This window comes from Oscillibacter sp. (assembly GCF_040505565.1).
Taxonomy (GTDB): domain Bacteria; phylum Bacillota; class Clostridia; order Oscillospirales; family Oscillospiraceae; genus Oscillibacter.
Window position 1 is genome coordinate 48,118 of the sequence record NZ_JBEUWZ010000017.1, and the last position, 17,647, is coordinate 65,764.

General features: G+C 56.9%; 13 protein-coding genes. 6 read left to right on the plus strand and 7 right to left on the minus strand.

Going from position 1 to position 17,647, the window contains the following annotated elements:
- Positions 1–71: 71 nt before the first annotated feature.
- Both mnmG and ABWQ15_RS09570 read right to left on the minus strand, forming a co-directional pair.
- Entirely contained in the window at positions 72–1,937 is a 1,866-nt protein-coding gene (gene mnmG, locus ABWQ15_RS09565) for a tRNA uridine-5-carboxymethylaminomethyl(34) synthesis enzyme MnmG (RefSeq protein WP_353908548.1), read from the minus strand.
- A 37-nt stretch (positions 1,938–1,974) separates the two neighbouring features.
- The gene (locus ABWQ15_RS09570; RefSeq protein ID WP_353908549.1) at positions 1,975–2,829 is read right to left on the minus strand and encodes a metallophosphoesterase; all 855 of its coding nucleotides are present in this window, start codon (positions 2,827–2,829) and stop codon (positions 1,975–1,977) included.
- A 934-nt stretch (positions 2,830–3,763) separates the two neighbouring features.
- Between ABWQ15_RS09570 and ABWQ15_RS09575 the strand changes: the two genes are divergently transcribed.
- Positions 3,764–4,438 carry a ferrochelatase gene (locus ABWQ15_RS09575; protein WP_353908550.1) on the plus strand — a complete coding sequence of 225 codons (675 nt, stop codon included), beginning with the start codon at positions 3,764–3,766 and terminating at the stop codon, positions 4,436–4,438.
- Between the two features lie 240 nt (positions 4,439–4,678).
- Complete coding sequence (locus tag ABWQ15_RS09580) at positions 4,679–6,760, plus strand: sodium-translocating pyrophosphatase (RefSeq protein WP_353908551.1); 2,082 nt, start codon at positions 4,679–4,681, stop codon at positions 6,758–6,760.
- A gap of 142 nt (positions 6,761–6,902) precedes the next feature.
- Here ABWQ15_RS09580 and ABWQ15_RS09585 read toward each other — a convergent pair whose 3' ends face one another.
- A complete protein-coding gene (locus tag ABWQ15_RS09585) occupies positions 6,903–7,940 on the minus strand; it encodes a YeiH family protein (protein WP_353908552.1) in 1,038 nt (345 codons plus the stop codon).
- Positions 7,941–8,071: 131 nt separating this feature from the next.
- On the opposite strand from ABWQ15_RS09585, the gene ABWQ15_RS09590 reads away from it, so the two are divergent.
- Positions 8,072–8,962, plus strand: coding sequence for a LysR family transcriptional regulator (locus ABWQ15_RS09590; protein ID WP_353908553.1), 891 nt, complete (start codon positions 8,072–8,074; stop codon positions 8,960–8,962).
- A gap of 125 nt (positions 8,963–9,087) precedes the next feature.
- On the opposite strand, the gene ABWQ15_RS09595 is transcribed toward ABWQ15_RS09590, so the two are convergent.
- Complete coding sequence (locus ABWQ15_RS09595) at positions 9,088–10,290, minus strand: HD-GYP domain-containing protein (RefSeq protein ID WP_353908554.1); 1,203 nt, start codon at positions 10,288–10,290, stop codon at positions 9,088–9,090.
- 329 nt (positions 10,291–10,619) lie between these two features.
- On the opposite strand from ABWQ15_RS09595, the gene ABWQ15_RS09600 reads away from it, so the two are divergent.
- The 3 genes from ABWQ15_RS09600 (at position 10,620) to ABWQ15_RS09610 (ending at position 14,131) form a co-directional block, all read left to right on the plus strand.
- On the plus strand, positions 10,620–11,237 hold the full coding sequence (locus ABWQ15_RS09600) for a hypothetical protein (protein ID WP_353908555.1): 618 nt from the start codon (positions 10,620–10,622) through the stop codon (positions 11,235–11,237).
- 279 nt (positions 11,238–11,516) lie between these two features.
- Positions 11,517–12,641 (plus strand): peptide chain release factor 2, encoded by a 1,125-nt coding sequence (gene prfB / locus ABWQ15_RS09605; RefSeq protein ID WP_353908556.1) that lies wholly within the window; start codon positions 11,517–11,519, stop codon positions 12,639–12,641.
- Positions 12,642–12,751: 110 nt separating this feature from the next.
- On the plus strand, positions 12,752–14,131 hold the full coding sequence (locus ABWQ15_RS09610) for an MATE family efflux transporter (protein ID WP_353908557.1): 1,380 nt from the start codon (positions 12,752–12,754) through the stop codon (positions 14,129–14,131).
- A 128-nt stretch (positions 14,132–14,259) separates the two neighbouring features.
- Here ABWQ15_RS09610 and ABWQ15_RS09615 read toward each other — a convergent pair whose 3' ends face one another.
- From ABWQ15_RS09615 to tpiA, 3 genes are all read right to left on the minus strand, one after another.
- A complete protein-coding gene (locus ABWQ15_RS09615; RefSeq protein WP_353908558.1) occupies positions 14,260–14,985 on the minus strand; it encodes a peptidoglycan DD-metalloendopeptidase family protein in 726 nt (241 codons plus the stop codon).
- Between the two features lie 155 nt (positions 14,986–15,140).
- Positions 15,141–16,658 carry a 2,3-bisphosphoglycerate-independent phosphoglycerate mutase gene (gpmI, locus tag ABWQ15_RS09620; protein WP_353908559.1) on the minus strand — a complete coding sequence of 506 codons (1,518 nt, stop codon included), beginning with the start codon at positions 16,656–16,658 and terminating at the stop codon, positions 15,141–15,143.
- A 99-nt stretch (positions 16,659–16,757) separates the two neighbouring features.
- The gene (gene tpiA / locus ABWQ15_RS09625; RefSeq protein WP_353908560.1) at positions 16,758–17,531 is read right to left on the minus strand and encodes a triose-phosphate isomerase; all 774 of its coding nucleotides are present in this window, start codon (positions 17,529–17,531) and stop codon (positions 16,758–16,760) included.
- Positions 17,532–17,647: the final 116 nt, after the last annotated feature.

The following is a 17,647-nucleotide window of genomic DNA, read 5'->3' on the forward strand; positions in this document are numbered from 1 at the left end:
TTTCCTGAAAGTAAACGGCACGGCGGCCTTTTTAGCCGCACCGTTTTTGCCTGATATCTTAAAAATGCGGGTCAGCGGCTGAGATAGATCATTAAAACGGCGATGTCCGCCGGAGATACGCCGGAGATGCGGGAGGCCTGGCCCATATCGGCGGGCCGGACAGCGGCCAGCTTTTCACGGGCCTCCAGCCGGAGTCCCTCGATGGCGGCGTAGTCCAGCTCCGGGGAAAGCGCCCTGCCCTCCATGCGGCGAAAATCCGCTACCTGCTTTTCCTGACGCCGGATATAGCCCTCGTACTTCACGTTCAGCTCCACCTGCTCCGCCTCAGCGGGAGTCAGAACGGGGCGGCCGGAGTCAAAGGCGGACAACTCCTCATAGTGGATGCCCGGGCGGCGAAGCAGGTCAATCAGGCGGCAGCCGTCAGTCACGTCGGCGGTCTCCTTTTCCGCGAGAAAGGCGGACAGTGCCGGGCTGGGAGCCACGCCGGTGTGGGTCAGACGGTTTACCTCCGCGTCCACCCGGGCGTATTTTTCCGCCACCTCCGCCAGCCGGTGTTCGGAGATCAGACCAATTCGGTGACCGATGGGAGTCAGCCGCCGGTCGGCGTTGTCCTCCCGCAGAAGCAGACGGTATTCGCTGCGGGAGGTCATCATGCGGTAAGGCTCGTTGGTACCCTTGGTTACCAGATCATCAATCAGAGTACCAATATAAGATTCCGACCGGGACAGAATCACCGGCGGCTTTCCCAGCAGCTTCAGCGCGGCGTTTACACCGGCCATAAAGCCCTGGGCTGCCGCCTCCTCGTACCCGGAGGAGCCGTTGAACTGGCCCGCGCCGTAAAGCCCAGCAATCTGCTTGGACTCCAGCGTGGGATACAGGGACAGTGGGTCCACACAGTCGTATTCGATGGCGTATGCGGGGCGGGTCATCTCCGCGTGGGTGAGGCCGGGAACGCTGTGGAGCATCTGAAGCTGAATTTCCTCCGGCATGGAGGAGGAGAACCCCTGGACGTACAGCTCCTCGGTGTTCAGTCCCATGGGCTCGACGAACAGCTGGTGCCGTATTTTATCGGGAAATCGGACAACTTTTGTCTCAAAGGAGGGGCAGTACCGGGGCCCAACGCCCTCAATCACCCCACCGTAAATGGGGGAACGGTCCAGATTGGCGAGGACGATCCGTTTTGTCTCCTCCGTGGTCCAAGTCAGATGGCACACCGCGCGGTTCTCCGGTGGGGTCTGCGTGGTAAAGGAAAAGGGAAGGGGAAACTCGTCTCCGGGCTGAAGCTCCATCTCGTTAAAGTCCACGCTGCGGGCATTGACCCGGGGCGGGGTGCCGGTCTTGAACCGGCGCAGGGGCAGACCCAGCTTCAAAAGCGAATCCGTCAGGCGGTTTGCCGCATGCATCCCATCGGGGCCGGAGGATTCGATACACTCGCCAATCAGCGTCCGTCCCTTCAGATAGGTACCGGTGGCAATCACGGCGGCTCTCACGGAAAACGCCGCTCCGGTGGAGAGGACGACCTCGCTCACTGCGCCGTCTGCGGCCCGCACCTCAACGACTTCGCCCTGCCGGACGGTGAGGTTCTCCTGCTTTTCCAGAGTGTGCTTCATCCGTTCCTGGTACTTTCGCCGGTCGGCCTGCGCCCGGAGCGACCAGACGGCAGGTCCCTTGCCCCGGTTCAAAAGACGGTATTGGATGCAGCACGCGTCGGCGGCTTTTGCCATTTGGCCGCCCAGAGCATCCAACTCCCGGACCAGGTGGCCTTTGCCGGTGCCGCCGATGGCGGGGTTGCAGGGCATGTTGCCAACAGCGTCCAGATTGATGGTGAACACCACGGTGTGAAGCCCCAGGCGGGCGGCGGCCAATGCCGCCTCAATTCCCGCGTGGCCCGCGCCGACCACTGCGATATCAAATTGTCCGGCATGAAATTCCGTCATGGTCAATCCTCAAAAAAGTCCCGATATGGGACTGAAATCAGCTTTCACAGCGCAGAGTCAGGGACACCACCTCCGGCCGGTTGAACAGGCGGAAGGAGGGGCGGATGTTGCCAAGCCCCCGGGAGACAAAAAGCTCCGATCCCTCCACCGAGTAAAATCCGGCGGTATAGGAGGGGAAAAAGCCCTGATGGGGGTCGATCAGCCCGTCCGTAAAGGGAAGACGAATCAATCCTCCGTGGGCGTGTCCGGACAGAGTCAGATCATAGCCCAGCCGGTAATACTCCGAGGCAAACCGGTTGTTCCGGTGGGCCAGCAGAAGGCGAAAATCGTTTTCGCCATAGGTTTCCAGCAGCTCCCGCGCCACATCCCCCGGCGATTTCTGTTCGGCGTAGGCATTCGGGTCGTCCACGCCGGAAAGAAGGATTCGCGCTCCGCCGCGTTCAATGGGAACCGTCTCGTTCCGAAGACACACCACCCCGGCGCTCTCCAGCGCGGCGCAGATGTCCTCTGCCTCCCGGGCCACCCACTCGTGGTTCCCGGTCACGAAATAGGTGGGGGCCAGCTCCGCCAAAGCGCCGCCGGTCCCGGCGGCATATTCCAAAGGCTGCTCCGTGTTTTCGTCCACCAAATCGCCGGTGACGGCGATCAAATCGGGCGCTTCCGCACGGACGGCGTCCAGCAGCGTTTTATTTCCGGCGCCAAACTCCTTGCCGTGAAGATCTGAAAGTTGGACGACGGTAAATCCGTCGAACGCGGCGGGAAGGCGGGAGGAAGAGAACTCCACCCGGTTGGTCTCCGGCGCGTTGTTGTCCCACCAGACAAAGCCCGCCAGCGCGAGAAGAATCGGCACCGCCCGCAGCAGGCGGTGGCGCCGCTTGGTTGCTTTTTTCATCAACAGCGTCCCTCAAACCGTTTTTCATGCCGCAGCTGAATCAGCGTGGCAGGGTTAAAATCACATGAAAACAGAATTATGCCGGAACATCATGCGGTCATGTGCCGTGTTTTGCGGAGCCGCAGGCGGAAATACACGCGTATTGCAGGCGTTCAACGGCATGTGCAATCGTGTAAAATCCGTATCATAATCACACTACTATTATTATACCATGGTTCCCTGTTTTTTGACGAGATGAAAATTCAACAAAGAACGGAAAATAATCCGCCGTTTCAGAGCGCCGCCTCGTAAAAACTGACAAAACCGCGGGCGTGACAGCCAGTACCGGCAAACTTGGAAACCAGTGATTAAAGACCAATAAGGAAACGAATTGTAAAAACCGCATAAAAGAATATTAAATTTTTGTAACAACTGTCAAAAAGCACTTGCTTTTAAAAAAAAGACGGTTATAATAAAGATACAACAGAAAAGAAAGGAGGCGCATACGATGATGCAGAACGAAAAGTTCACAGCGTTTGACCTGGATGACCTGATTTATGGCACTGCCACACTGGTTCCCAGCGATCGCTAAAGCAGCAACGGAGCCGCGCTTGAAAGAGCGTGGGTTTTTTCTATTTTTGGGAAGAAATTGGACCTGAACCGGAGGCGGACGCGCCCCGGCAGGCCGCTGCCGCTGGGTGCGAAAGTAAATACGAAGGATTATAACGCCGCCGGAGGAAGAGCCTCAGCGGCGTTTTTGATTACCCGCAGCAAAACAGAGCGGCATAGCTGCCCTCCGAAAGGGCGGTTTTCTCATCAAGTCTGGAAATCTGCCGCTTTTGCCCGGAAAATTGTAAAAATCAGTGGATTTTTGCATAATTTTATGATAGATTAGAAAAAAGGGAATGGTTTTGTCGAGTGTGTTTGATCAAAACCTGATGGGGAGAGAAGACCTATGAAAGAGGGAAAGTGCGCAGCCCTGGTTTTGGCCGCCGTACTTCTGTCCGGCTGCGGCGCGGCGGAGCAAACGGCGACATCCTCCGCTGCCTCCGGCAGCGGAGGCGAATTGGCCGTGGTCGTCTCCGTCGCACCGGCGGAATCGGCTGCCGGGTCCACGGAGATCATGGGTGCGGCAAGGACCCGGGGGAACGACCGGGAACTGACGGAGGAGGAAATACTCGCCGCCTATGACCGCGCTGTTACCGCCTGTGAGTGGTTCAACCTGAATCCGCTGCCCTGCGGCGGACCGGTGGTGTTGGAGGATGGAATCGGGTACCAGCGGGTGGAATATGCCGGATTTGACACGCTGGACGACCTCAGAACTTATCTCAGAAGCCTTTTCTCCGAGGAAGTGATCACCCGCCTGATTTCGGAAGGTGCGCAGATACCCCGGTACCGGGACATTGACGGCGAGTTGTACGTCCACCCCGGCGGACGGGAGGCTGACCCCGAGAAAGGCAGCGCCTCCGCCTCGGTGGAGCAGAAGGAGGACGGCTCGTACCTCATCAATGTGACCGTCGATCTGCTGGACAACGATCAGACCACCGTCGCAGGGGTAGAGTGCTACGCATTCCCCTATCAGGAGGTAAATGGCCGCTGGGTCTTTACGGATTTTCAGCTGGCATATTGAACGGCGCTGCGGCATATTTTTATAATGCAGATACTGAAGAGGCGGTCGCCGGCGGCGTCCGTCTCTTGCCTTTAAAAATTGGGGGGCCTGAAAGTGAGTCTGAGAAACAGCCGAAAAAGAAAAAACTGGAAGCAAAAGGGACAATATTTTCTTGCAAATATTGTTCTGTATGGTACAATAAAGACGACGTAACGATAGCTAACAGAGAAAGCTGTCATGAGAAAGGGAGCGTAAAAAGCAATGGAAAACATGTTCTGGATCGGATTTGTCGGCTTCGTGCTGGCAATCGCCTTTGCCTGGGTGCAAAAGGGCAAAGTGATGGGTTACTCTGAGGGAACCGAGAAAATGCAGAAGATCGCGGCCTCCATCCGGGAGGGCGCCAACGCCTACCTCAAGCACCAGTATACTACGGTCGCAAAGGTCTTTGCCGTGGTCTTTGTGATTTTGCTGATCATGGCATTTGCCTCTGGCGGTCAAATGCTCTCCAAGTTTACGCCGTTTGCTTTCCTCACCGGAGGCATCTGGTCCATGCTTGCGGGTTTCATCGGCATGAAGATTGCCACCAACGCCAATGCCCGCACCGCGCAGGCCGCGTCTGAGAGCCTGAACAAGGGGCTGCGGGTGGCCTTCTCCTCCGGCTCCGTCATGGGCTTCACCGTGGTGGGTCTGGGCATGCTGGATATCTCGATTTGGTTCTTCCTGCTTCACAGCGCATTTGGCATTACCGACGCCAACGTGCTTGCCAACATCATGGTTATGAACGGCATGGGCGCGTCCTTCATGGCACTCTTTGCCCGTGTGGGCGGCGGCATCTACACGAAAGCTGCCGACGTGGGCGCGGACCTTGTCGGCAAGGTCGAGGCCGGCATTCCCGAGGACGATCCCCGGAATCCAGCAACCATCGCCGACAATGTGGGCGACAACGTGGGTGATGTGGCCGGTATGGGCGCGGATCTGTACGAGAGCTATGTGGGCTCCATCCTGGCTACGTTTGCTTTGTCCGCCGTGGCCGGATACGGCTATGCGGGGATGCTGCTGCCCATGCTGATCGCCGTATGCGGTATTGTGTGCTCCATCATCGGCTCCTTCTTTGTCAAGACCAAGGAGGACGCCACCCAGATGTCTTTACTGAAATCCCTGCGGACCGGCACCTATCTGGCCGCCATACTCTCCGCCATCGCCGCCGCGCCGCTGACCTATTACACCGTGGGCAACTGGGGCGTGTATGTGGCCATCCTCTGCGGACTTGCGGGCGGCTGCGCCATCGGCTATTTCACGGAATATTATACCTCCGATACATATAAGCCCACCCAGGATCTGGCGGCTTCCTCCGAGACCGGCTCTGCCACCGTGATCATCGGCGGATTGTCTCTGGGCATGAAGTCCACAGTGGCCTCCATCCTGATTGTGGCCGTGGCGGTCATCATCAGCTTCTTCGCCGCGGGCGGCGGAGAGTTCTCCACCGGACTGTACGGCATCGGCATCGCAGCCGTGGGCATGCTGTCCACGCTGGGCATCACGCTGGCAACCGACGCTTACGGCCCCGTGGCCGACAACGCGGGCGGCATCGCGGAGATGGCCGGCCTTCCCGAAGAGGTCCGGGACCGCACCGATGCGCTGGACTCTCTGGGCAACACCACCGCTGCCACCGGCAAGGGCTTTGCCATCGGCTCTGCATCCCTGACCGCACTGGCGCTGCTGGTGTCCTATGTCAATATTGTGGAAGGCAAGGGTTATACCATGGACCTGTCCATCACAAGCCCCACGGTTCTGGTGGGATTGTTCGTGGGGGCCATGCTGACATTTGTGTTCTCCGCGTTTACCATGAGCGCCGTCCAGACCGCCGCCCAGTCCATCGTGGTGGAAGTCCGCCGTCAGTTTAAAGAGATAGCCGGCATTATGGAGGGGACCACCGATCCCGACTATGCCTCCTGCGTGAGCCTTTGCACGAAAGGCGCACTGCATGAAATGGTGGCTCCGGCATTGCTCGCCATCATCGTCCCCATCCTTACGGGCCTGATTCTTGGGCCTGCGGGTGTGGTGGGTCTGCTGGGCGGCGTGTCCGTGACGGGCTTCGCCATGGCTGTGTTCATGTCCAACGCGGGCGGAGCCTGGGATAACGCCAAGAAGTACATCGAAGCCGGACACCATGGCGGGAAGGGTTCTCCCTGCCACAAGGCCGCCGTCGTGGGCGATACCGTGGGCGATCCGTTCAAGGACACCTCCGGTCCGTCCCTGAACATTCTCATCAAGCTCTGCTCCACCGTGTCCATCGTATTTTCCGGACTGATCATCAGCTTTAACCTGATGAATCTGCTGTAAGCCGTAGACTTACAATTTCCGACGACGCTCTGCCGCGGGGTTACGGATGCGGTGGGAGGCGGTCGGTCTCAGAATAGCAGCAAACAAACAGACGGCAGGAGGTCTTTGATCTCCTGCCGTCTGTTTGTTCTGTGGGGCGGTATTACCAGATTTCCAGTATATGCTGCATCAAAAGGCTGACAGCGGTGATGCCCGCCCAGCAGCAGGCACCCAGCACGATGGGCTTCCCCCCGGTCCTGACCAACTTGACAAGGTTGCTGTTCAAACCGATGGCCGCCATGGCCAGCACAATGAAAAACTTGCTCAGTTCTTTTACCGGTGTAAACACGGCCGCCGGAACGCCAAGGCGCAGAGCCAAGGTTGTAATCACGGACGCCGCGATAAAATAGAGGATAAAGAAAGGAAAAATACTCCTGAAATTCACGGCCTTACCTTCGCCGCCGGCTGCCTTTTCCCGACGTGTTCGTACCAAAGCCAACACCATTGTGATGGGAATGATCGCCAGAGTCCGGGTCAGCTTGACTGTGACGGCCTTGTCCAATGTGGCCGTGCCCAGATTCCACATGCTGTCCCATGTGGCGGCGGCCGCGGTGACGGATGAGGTGTCGTTTACGGCTGTGCCGGCAAAAATACCGAAGGCCTCGCCGGAGGTGGTGCTGAAGCCTAGCAGACTTCCAAAGGCGGGAAACAGCACTGCCGCCAGCACATTAAAAAAGAAGATGACGGAAATGGCCTGTGCCACCTCCTCGTCATCCGCGTCAATGACAGGGGCGGTGGCGGCTATGGCACTGCCGCCGCAGATGGAGGAGCCGACTCCGACCAGCGTGGAAATTTTTCCGGGGATGTGCAGAACTTTGTGCAGAGCAAAAGCGATAACGAGAGAAGTTGTGATCGTACACAGGATGATGGGCAGGGACTGGCGCCCCGTCTGTGCGATGACCCGCAGATTCAGCCCAAAGCCCAGCAGCACCACGGCCCATTGAAGAATCTTTTTAGAGGCGAATTTGATGCCGCTCTCCAGGCGGCTTTTATCCCGGAGAAACATGGTGACTACCATACCTGCGAGAATTGCGATGACCGCGCCGCCCACCACGGGAAAGCACTTGCCCAGCAGCCAGGACGGCACCGCGATGGCCAGACATACCAGCAGTCCCGGCCCGTTCTTTTTTAAAAATCCCATCGGTCTTTCCTCTTTTCTAAAAGTCTCATCCGCCATAATACGCTTGTTAATAGATAAATTCAAATTATAAATATTTATGTTACCATAAATGTGTGTTATAATATGACAGCTATGAAAAGAGGGGTGTGCTCATGTTGGATTTTCGCATTGTAACATTTTTGACGGTTTGCGATACCCGGAACTACACCCGGGCCGCGGAGCAGCTGCACATCACGCAGCCCGCAGTCTCCCAGCATATCCGTTATCTGGAGGAGACCTACGGCACAAAGCTTTTTTGCAGCGAGGGAAGACGCCTGACCCTGACACCTGAGGGAGAGGTGCTGCGTCGGACAGCCGCGGCCATGCGCAACGACGAGCTTCTGATGCGGGAACGGCTGCGTACAGGGGCAAATGGAGAACTACCGCTGCACTTTGGGGTGACTATGACGGTGGGTGAGTTTCTGATTGCTCGGCCGCTGAGTGCGTACCTGCTGGAACATCCCGGGGCAGATGTGCGCATGGAGATGGGCAATACGGAGGAACTGCTGGGAAAGCTGCGCCGGGGGGAGCTTTATTTTGCCCTGGTGGAGGGGTACTTTGACCGGACGGAGTTTGACTCCGCCCTTTATCAAACGGAACGGTTCCTCGCCGTGTGCGCGGCGAATCACCGGTTTGCCTGTCCTCCCACTGCCCTGCGGGATCTGCTGCGGGAGCGGGTACTGGCCCGAGAGTCGGGCTCCGGCACAAGAGACATTTTGGAAAAGCATCTGGCAGCCCAAAACATGGCCCTTTCAGATTTTGCGGATATTGTACAGATCAGCGGAATGCAGGCCATTTTACAGCTGCTGGAGCGCGATGTAGGCATTTCCTTCCTCTATGAGGCTGTGGCACGGAAGGGCATCCGGAGTGGCACTCTGCGGGAAATCCCTCTGCGAGATTTTCAGGTGGAGCACGACATTGCTCTCATCTGGGAGCGGGGGAGCGTCTTTGCTGGGGAATACCAAGACCTGTGCCGCAAACTGCTGAAAGCGGACATGGACTGAGCAAAACCGGCTGGGCCGCTGCCTGCTTTAGCAGCGGCCCAGCCGGTTGAATTTCGGAATTTCGGAATTTCGCAATATTCGAGCGGCTCGACGGATTAAAGCAATCTTCTCCCGTCCCTTTTAGGTCATGCTTTAAAGCAGACGGCAATGTCTTCGGTGATCTTTGCGTCAATCTTCCCCTCGCGGGCCATATCGCGAAGAATGTTTATCGCCTCGCTGTGGGAAAGGCCGTCCTTATAGGGACGAGCTTCGGTAAGCGCCTGATAAATGTCAATGCAGCACAGGAGCCGCTCGTTCCGATCAAGCTCCGCAGCGGTCTTACCGAAGGGATAGCCGCTGCCGTCAAGCTTTTCGTGATGCAGACAGGCCCAGGCGACCACGTCCGGAAGATCGGTCAAATTTTTGAGAATCTCATAGGAGGCGCCAGCGTGGGTTTTCATAACGGCAAACTCCTTGTCCGTCAGCTTATCCGGCTTTTCCAGGATCTCGTTTGGAATCGTCAGTTTACCAATGTCATGCAGCGCACCCGCAAGATACAGCTTGGTGCAGGTATCCGCGTCCTCCCCATAAAATCGGCCCATGGCGGCGGACTTTTCCGCAATGCCGAGGGAATGAGCACTGGTAAAGTGGGATTTATAGTCGGTAATTTTCGCAAAGACCGTCGCAAAGGATAGGACGGTATCGCTGTTGTATTCCTGGGAGTAAACGGGAAGGGATTCCTCCAGAAGCGCTGAGATGCCGTCTCCCTCCATCCTTTTTAGCTCTGAATAAGGGACAGATTGCCGGAACAGTTCAAACAGGGAGACATCAAACAGCTTGCCGCTGTTTTCCGTCAGCCATCGCAGCAGTTCTTCATATTTCTGCTCGGAAACGCTGTCGAGATGAAACGTGTTATCAAGCTGATCCGCAACATGGATGAGCTGCGCGAATTTCGGGGTAACCGCCGCCGTTTTGTGAAACGGTCCACTGCCGTCCGCGTTTTCGTGGTGGTAGAGCACGGCACCCCTCACATTCTCATAAAAGGCAAGCCGGCTCATGTTCCGTTCTCCCATTTCACAGTGCGGGCCAAGCGCAATGCTGTCAAGAGAAAAGGAATCATCCATCTCCCGTCGGGCGGCGATGTACTCCGTCAGCGCGTTGTCATGCATGACGGCGGCACCCGCCAGAGCCGCCAGCTGCGCCGGAGCATACCCGAGCTCCATGCCCATCCGTATGCACAGATAGGCCACTCGCTTGGCGTGATGTGTGGTGACGCCGAATACCTCGCTCTCCACATGGTCAAGAGCAGAGGAGAGCGCGAACAGCGTGCCGCTCATAGAAATTTTCATCAGCTTTAACCTCTTGGCAAACGGACGCAGCCATGACCATGCCCGTTCGTTTTATCTTTCTTTGTTTTTGATTACAGAATACTCCATATAAGGAAAAAAATCCATGACAAATGTCACTGAATTCGTAAGGCCATATGTTTGCCTGCCGGAGCGGGCGCTTCAGGATAAGCGCGGCATTTGCCGGGAGGGCCGGCACAAAAAATTACTATTCTGATGTACGCGTCCGTGCAACTCTTCTCTTTGCTTCGCTTAGTAATGCAGGCATATCTGCAAATATTACTCCCGCAGGCGGTGTTTCGCCCCTCCGCCGAGCGGGAAAGGGGGAAATTATGAAGCAGACAGAACATTACAAGCTCAGTCAATGGGAAGAGACAGACCGCATTATGATGGACGACTTCAATCGGGACAATGCCAACATTGAAACAGCGCTGGGGGCGGCATTCGCCGCCGTGACCGCGGAGACCGTAGCGCGGACGGCGGACGTGGCGGTGCTGGCGGCAAAAAGCCCGTTTGTCAAGCTCCGGGAAATCGTGACTGCACAGAGCGCGGCGCAAGTAAATCTGGATTTATCTGACATCAACTTCGCGGACTGGCAGGTTCTCTGGCTGGACGTTGCTATTCTGGGGACATGGGCAGGTTTTCTGCGACCCAACGGCACGACCGATGCCTCTTACTATCAGCTGGGAATTACTTCCGGACCAATCTCCAACAACGGGTTGACGGCCTATTACAATGACAAGAAGCACCGAACGATTTTCTTTCCGGGCAAGAGTGGAGAGAAACGGATCTCCTGCATTACGGTCGGAGAAAGCGACGGCGGTACATTTTACCGCGGTGTGTGCGGCACACTGACCTTTTCCCAACTAAAAACCTTTCTGCTGGTTCCCGCAGAGCCCTACTATCACATGGATACAGGAACAAAAATCACGATCTGGGGGGTGCGATAAATGACGATTGATGCTTTGACGGTTCACCAAGACGGTACCCAGACGGTGGAAACGGTGGAGGTGCCTGACGATTACTTCCCCGGCGCGGTTCAGCCCGCTGCCACCGAAACGCAGGAATAAGCAGACAATGAAAACCCCGCTTCGAAAGGAGCGGGGTTTTCATTGTCTGCTCGTAAGTGCAAAAAAGCAAAAAGCTAAAAACACGGTTTTCCTTTACAAACGGGGAAAACTCCTGTATAATACCTTGGCTGATGAAATATGTGGAATGGAGAGTGCGTCATGGCTTTGATCGAATATGATGAATACAAGCAGAAGCTGACCGCCCTTGGCCCGGAGCTTGAAAAGCTGGCTGCGGCGCTGGATATCGACACTGCCAAAAGAGAGGCTGCCAGTCTTGAGGCCCAGACCAGCGAACCGGAGTTTTGGAGTAATCTCGAGCGCTCTCAGCAGGTGCAGCAGCATCTTAAGCGTCTTCAGGGCAAGATCGGGCGGCAGGAGAAGATGGTTTCCAATTGGGAGGACTTGAAAACTCTGTGCGAAATGGGCCGGGAGGAAGACGATCCATCCCTTTTGGACGAATTGAAGGAAGGCTATGCCAAGCTGGAGGAGGAAATCTCCGAGCAGCGGCTTTCCACTCTTCTCTCCGGCGAGTATGACAACAACAACGCCATTTTGTCCTTTCATGCCGGAGCTGGCGGTACCGAGGCTCAGGACTGGACCGGGATGCTCTATCGAATGTACACCCACTGGGCGGAACGCCATGATTTTAAATATCAGATTTTGGACTATGAGGACGGCGAGGAGGCGGGCATCAAGTCTGCCGCCATCTGCATCGAGGGCGAAAACGCCTATGGCTTTTTGAGGAGCGAAAATGGCGTTCACCGTCTGGTGCGCGTCTCTCCGTTCGATGCCAATGCCCGCCGCCAGACCTCCTTTGCCGCACTGGAGGTCATGCCGGACCTCCCTGACGACGCGGATGTGGAGATTCGGCCCGAGGACATTGAGATGCAGGTCTACCGCTCCTCCGGCGCGGGTGGACAGCACATCAACAAGACATCTTCCGCCGTCCGCCTGATCCATCTCCCCACCGGGGTGGTGGTCTCCTGCCAGACGGAGCGAAGCCAGTTTCAGAACAAGGATAACTGCATGAAGATGCTGCGGGCCAAGCTGCTGGAGCTGAAAGCCCAACAGCACGCGGAGAAAATCTCAGACATCAAGGGCGTCCAGATGAAAATCGAGTGGGGCAGCCAGATCCGGTCCTACGTTTTCATGCCCTATCAGATGGTGAAGGACACCCGTACCGGCTACGAAACCAGCAACATTGACGCCGTGATGGACGGCGATCTGGACGGATTTATCAACGCCTACCTGTCTCAGCTGGCCACCGGCGAGCTGAAAAAGTAAGCCGTGGGACCCGGAACTGAAAGCATTGCGCAAAATTGCGGCGCGGCTTTATAGCCGCGCCGTTTTCCCATTGGCGCACCAATTTGAGAGGCAAAAGAAAGAGAGTATCTATGGAAGAAAACAGAAATAAGTTTGCGGAAAACAAGATGGGCGTCATGCCGGTGAGCAAGCTGGTATACAATATGTCCGTGCCTATTATGGCGTCCATGCTGGTGCAGGCACTGTACAACGTGGTGGACAGTATTTTCGTTTCCCGGATTTCGGAAAACGCGCTGACCGCCGTCTCTCTGGCATTTCCCATGCAGGCGCTGATGATCGCCGTATCCACCGGCACCGCCGTGGGCATCAACGCGCTTTTGAGCCGGGCTTTGGGAGCGAGAGACCCCGAACGAGCGGAAAAGGTGGCTTTGAACGGCGTATTTTTGGCGGCGCTGAGCTTCATCGCCTTTATCCTGATCGGCATTCTGATCTCGCCGGTGTTCTTCCGGTCCCAGACCGATGTGCAGGAGATCGTGGACAGCGGTATCACCTACCTCACTATCTGCTCCTGCGTATCCTTCGGTCTGTTTTTCGGGATCACGTTTGAGCGCCTGCTTCAATCCACGGGCCGAACCCTCTATACCATGTTTACGCAGGGCCTGGGAGCGATCATCAACATTATTCTGGACCCCATCCTGATTTTCGGCCTTTTCGGGATGCCCCGGATGGGTGTCGCAGGCGCCGCGGTAGCCACGGTCATCGGGCAAATCTGCGGAATGTGCCTGTCCCTGTTTTTCTGTCTGACGAAAAACACGGAGGTGCCTTTGAATTTCAAGGGCTTCCGGCCCTCCGGCGAGATCGTCCGGGACATCTATCTCATCGGCGTTCCCTCCATCATCATGCAGGCCATCGGGTCCGTCATGGTCTATGGAGTGAACCGCATTCTGATCCCTTTTACAACCACGGCCGCCACCGTGTTTGGAGCGTATTTCAAGCTTCAAAGCTTTATCTTCATGCCGGTGTTTGGTCTGAATAACGGCGTGATACCCATCGTGGCCTATAACTACGGCGCACGAAAAAAGAGCCGCATCATGCAGGCGTTTAAGGTGAGTCTCGCCACGGCGGTGTGCATCATGGTGGCTGGAACGCTGGCGTTCCAGCTGGTTCCCAACTGGCTGCTGGCGCTGTTTGACGCGTCCGACGAGATGCTGTCCATCGGTGCGCCGGCGCTGCGGATCATCAGCCTCAGCTTCCCCATGGCCGCCGTGGGCATTGTTTGTAGTGGTGTATTTCAGGCGCTGGGAAACAGCTTCCTCAGCATGTTCGTCTCCCTGGCACGGCAGTTGGTTTTGCTGCTGCCCATCGCATGGCTGCTGAGTCTCAGCGGGAAGCTGGGGATGGTCTGGTGGGCGTTTCCCATCGCGGAGGTGGTTTCTTTAATGCTGTCCATTGTGTTTTTTCGCTGGACATACCGCAGGCACATTGCGCCGCTGGCGGATGCGCAGCCCTGAAAACCCGAAAAATGCTGTCGGAAAGGTCCCAATGGACTTTTCCGTGCAAACCGCAAAGTACTCGCTCAAGCAATGGCCGCGGCCTGAGAATGTAATCTTCTCAAGCCGCGGCCTCGCGCATTTTTAATTCAGTCCTTCAAGAATGTCTGGGGATCCACCACGTCGCCGTTCTTTTCCACGGCAAAGTGCAGGTGGGGCGCCTCCGCTGCCTCCGCGATGGCGGTATTGCCCACCGCGCCGATGATTTGTCCGGCTGTGACTGCGTCTCCCGCCTTCACGGTGGGAACGGACTGCAAATTGGCATAGGTGGTCTGATAGCCGCCGCCGTGTTTGATCACTACGGTGGTCCCCATCAGGGGATCGTTCTCCACGGCGCTCACCGTCCCGGCACAGGCGGCCATCACCTGAGTTCCCACCTCAGCGGCCAGGTCCACGCCGGCATGCGTTCGCCAATCCCCCATGGTCTCGTCATAGCATAGTTTGTCCACGCTGAATGCCGCCACCACTGCGCCCCGAAGGGGCCAGACGATGAGATTCGGAGCGGTGGCCATCACCGGCGTGTCGTCTACCTTTACCGAGGGCATCTCCGCCGGTGCTTCGGTGGGAACGTCCGTTTCATCCGGTACCTTCGACGTCTGCGGATCCAGAATCTCCTGCGACGGCCCGTTGGGGTCCAGATCGTCAAAGAGATCCGCGTCCGGGGCCGACACGGAGACCGTCGCATCCGATTTTGCCTCAGCTGCCGCGTTGCCGCGAAACAGGATCATATAGCCCGAAACTCCTACAACCGCAAGGCACAGGAGCAGGACTATGTAGAAGCCCGCTCCGCCCAGCACCATTTTTGGTTTTTTCATAGAAAACCGTCCTTTCCACTGGTTTGCCTTCAGTATGTCCATGGAAAGGAAAATTTATACACAAAAAGCACGGCGCAAAAATTTTGCGCCGTGCCGGAAATGAAAATTTTTTAAGTTCGCCTGCGGGCGCGAACGCTGCGGAGCTTTTTGTGAAATTATTTGATAATGAGAGTCGTTCCGGTCATCTCGGGGGGACATTGAAGACCTATTACGTCCAAAATCGTGGGGGCGATGTCTGCCAGCTTTCCGCCCTTGCGCAGCTCGCTGCCCGCGCCGCAGAGAATAAAGGGGACCAAATTGGTGGTGTGAGCGGTCATGGGGCTGCCGTCGGGCTGCTCCATCTGCTCGGCATTGCCATGGTCGGCGGTAATCATCGCAATACCGCCCATTTTCAGCGTGGCGTTTACCACCTTGCCCACGCACTCGTCCACAGTCTCCACGGCTTTCACCGCCGCGCTGAACACGCCGGTGTGGCCCACCATGTCGCAGTTGGCAAAGTTCAGAATGATTACGTCGTAGGCTCCCGATTCAATGCGCTCCACGCACTTCTCGCAGACCTCACGGGCGCTCATCTCCGGCTGGAGGTCGTAGGTTGCAACCTTGGGCGAGGCCACCAGCACACGGTCCTCGCCAGGGAAAACAGTCTCAGACCCACCATTGAAGAAAAAGGTCACATGGGCGTATTTTTCCGTCTCCGCGATGCGCAGCTGCGTCATGCCGAGGGAGCTGAGATATTCGCCCAGACCGTTGCGCACAAGGATACGGGGGAATGCCACCTCCACATTGGGCATGGTGGCATCATACTCCGTGTTGCACACGAAGGTCACGGGAAAATACTGGTGAGTAAAGCCGTCAAACTCCGGGTCCACCAGAGCGCGGGTAATCTCCCGCGCCCGGTCAGGGCGGAAATTAAAGAAAATGACACTGTCGTTGTCGCCGATGGTGCCGCTGCCGTCGCAGACAACCGGCTCCACAAACTCGTCGGTAATGCCCTTTTCATAAGAGTCCTTCACCGCCGCCACAGGGTCGGAGTTTGTTGCTGCGCCCTCGCCGTACACCATGGCGTCGTATGCCTGTTCCACCCGGTCCCAGCGCTTGTCGCGGTCCATGGCGTAGTACCGACCCATGACGCTTGCAATCTTTCCGACGCCCAGCTCACCGCACTTTTTCACGGTTTGCGCCACAAAAGCCGCCCCGGAGGTGGGAGACACATCCCGTCCATCCAGGAACGCGTGGATATAGACCTTTTCAAGGCCCTTGTCCTTTGCCATTTTTAGCAGAGCGAAGAGGTGGTCGATGTGGGAGTGGACCCCGCCGTTGGACAAAAGACCCATCAGATGCAGAGCCGAGCCCCTTTCCTTACAGGCGTCCATGGCGTGGTGATAGGCGGCATTTTCAAAGAATGAGCTGTCAGCCACGGCATTGGAGATGCGGGGCAAATCCTGAAAGACCACCCGGCCGCCGCCGATGTTGGTGTGGCCCACCTCACTGTTGCCCATCTGCCCGTCGGGCAGACCCACGTCCAGCCCGGAGGCGGAAAGAGTCGTATTGGGAAATTCCGCGAAAAATTGATCGAGGCAGGGCGTTTTTGCCGCCCGGACCGCGTTTCCCCGCAGATCACCGGACATGCCGAAGCCATCCATAATGATAAGTGTTGTGGGGGTTTTATTCATAATTAAAGTACCTCTTTCTAACTCTGCCGATTATTCCGGGCTTCTCACCGTGGAACCGCGGATTGCCGCACCCTCAGGAACGCCGGACCTTGCGACGACTCAGTCCTGATTTGCGGCGTTGATAATTTCGACAAACTGCTCCGGCTTAAGGGCGGCGCCGCCGATGAGCCCGCCGTCAATATCCGGCTGAGCCAAAAGCTCCGCGGCGTTCTTGGGATTCATGGACCCGCCGTACTGAATGGTGACGGACCGGGCCACTCGGGCCCCATACAGGGCGCGGATGGTGGCGCGGATGTTGCTGCAAACCTCACCGGCCTGCTCCGCTGTGGCGGTCTTGCCGGTGCCGATGGCCCAAATGGGCTCATAGGCCATGATGCAGCGGCGCAGCTTGTCGGCGGGGACGCCGCTGAGCGCGCTCTTTACCTGCAGGGCGATCCACTCGTTGGTGATGCCGGTCTCCCGCTGCTCCAGGCTCTCGCCCACGCAGATAATGGGGCTCATGCCGGCGTTCAGAACGGCATGGACCTTTTTGTTCACGCTGGCGTCCGTTTCGCCAAAATACTGCCGCCGCTCACTGTGGCCCACAATGACATACTTGACCGCCAGATCCTTTAGCATGTCTGCGGATACCTCGCCGGTATAGGCGCCTTTTTCCTCAAAGTAGACATTTTCCGCGCCGACAGAGATCCGCAGATCCTTGAAGGCCCGGGTAGCTACGGAAATATTGCAGGCGGGGACACAGATCAGGGCGTCGCACCATTTGGCCTTGGGCATGATTTTCTTCACATCCTCGGCAAACTTCTTCGTCTCAGTGGCGGTCATATTCATCTTCCAGTTGCCGGCAATCACAGTTTTACGGTAACGACGATTCATATTATATACTTCCTTTTCTATATGTTCTGTTGTTTGAGGGGAAACGGAATATTCCCGGGGACGGTTTTCCGATTGTCGCTGCTCAGTGAGAGGAGAACGATGCCACGATGGTATTA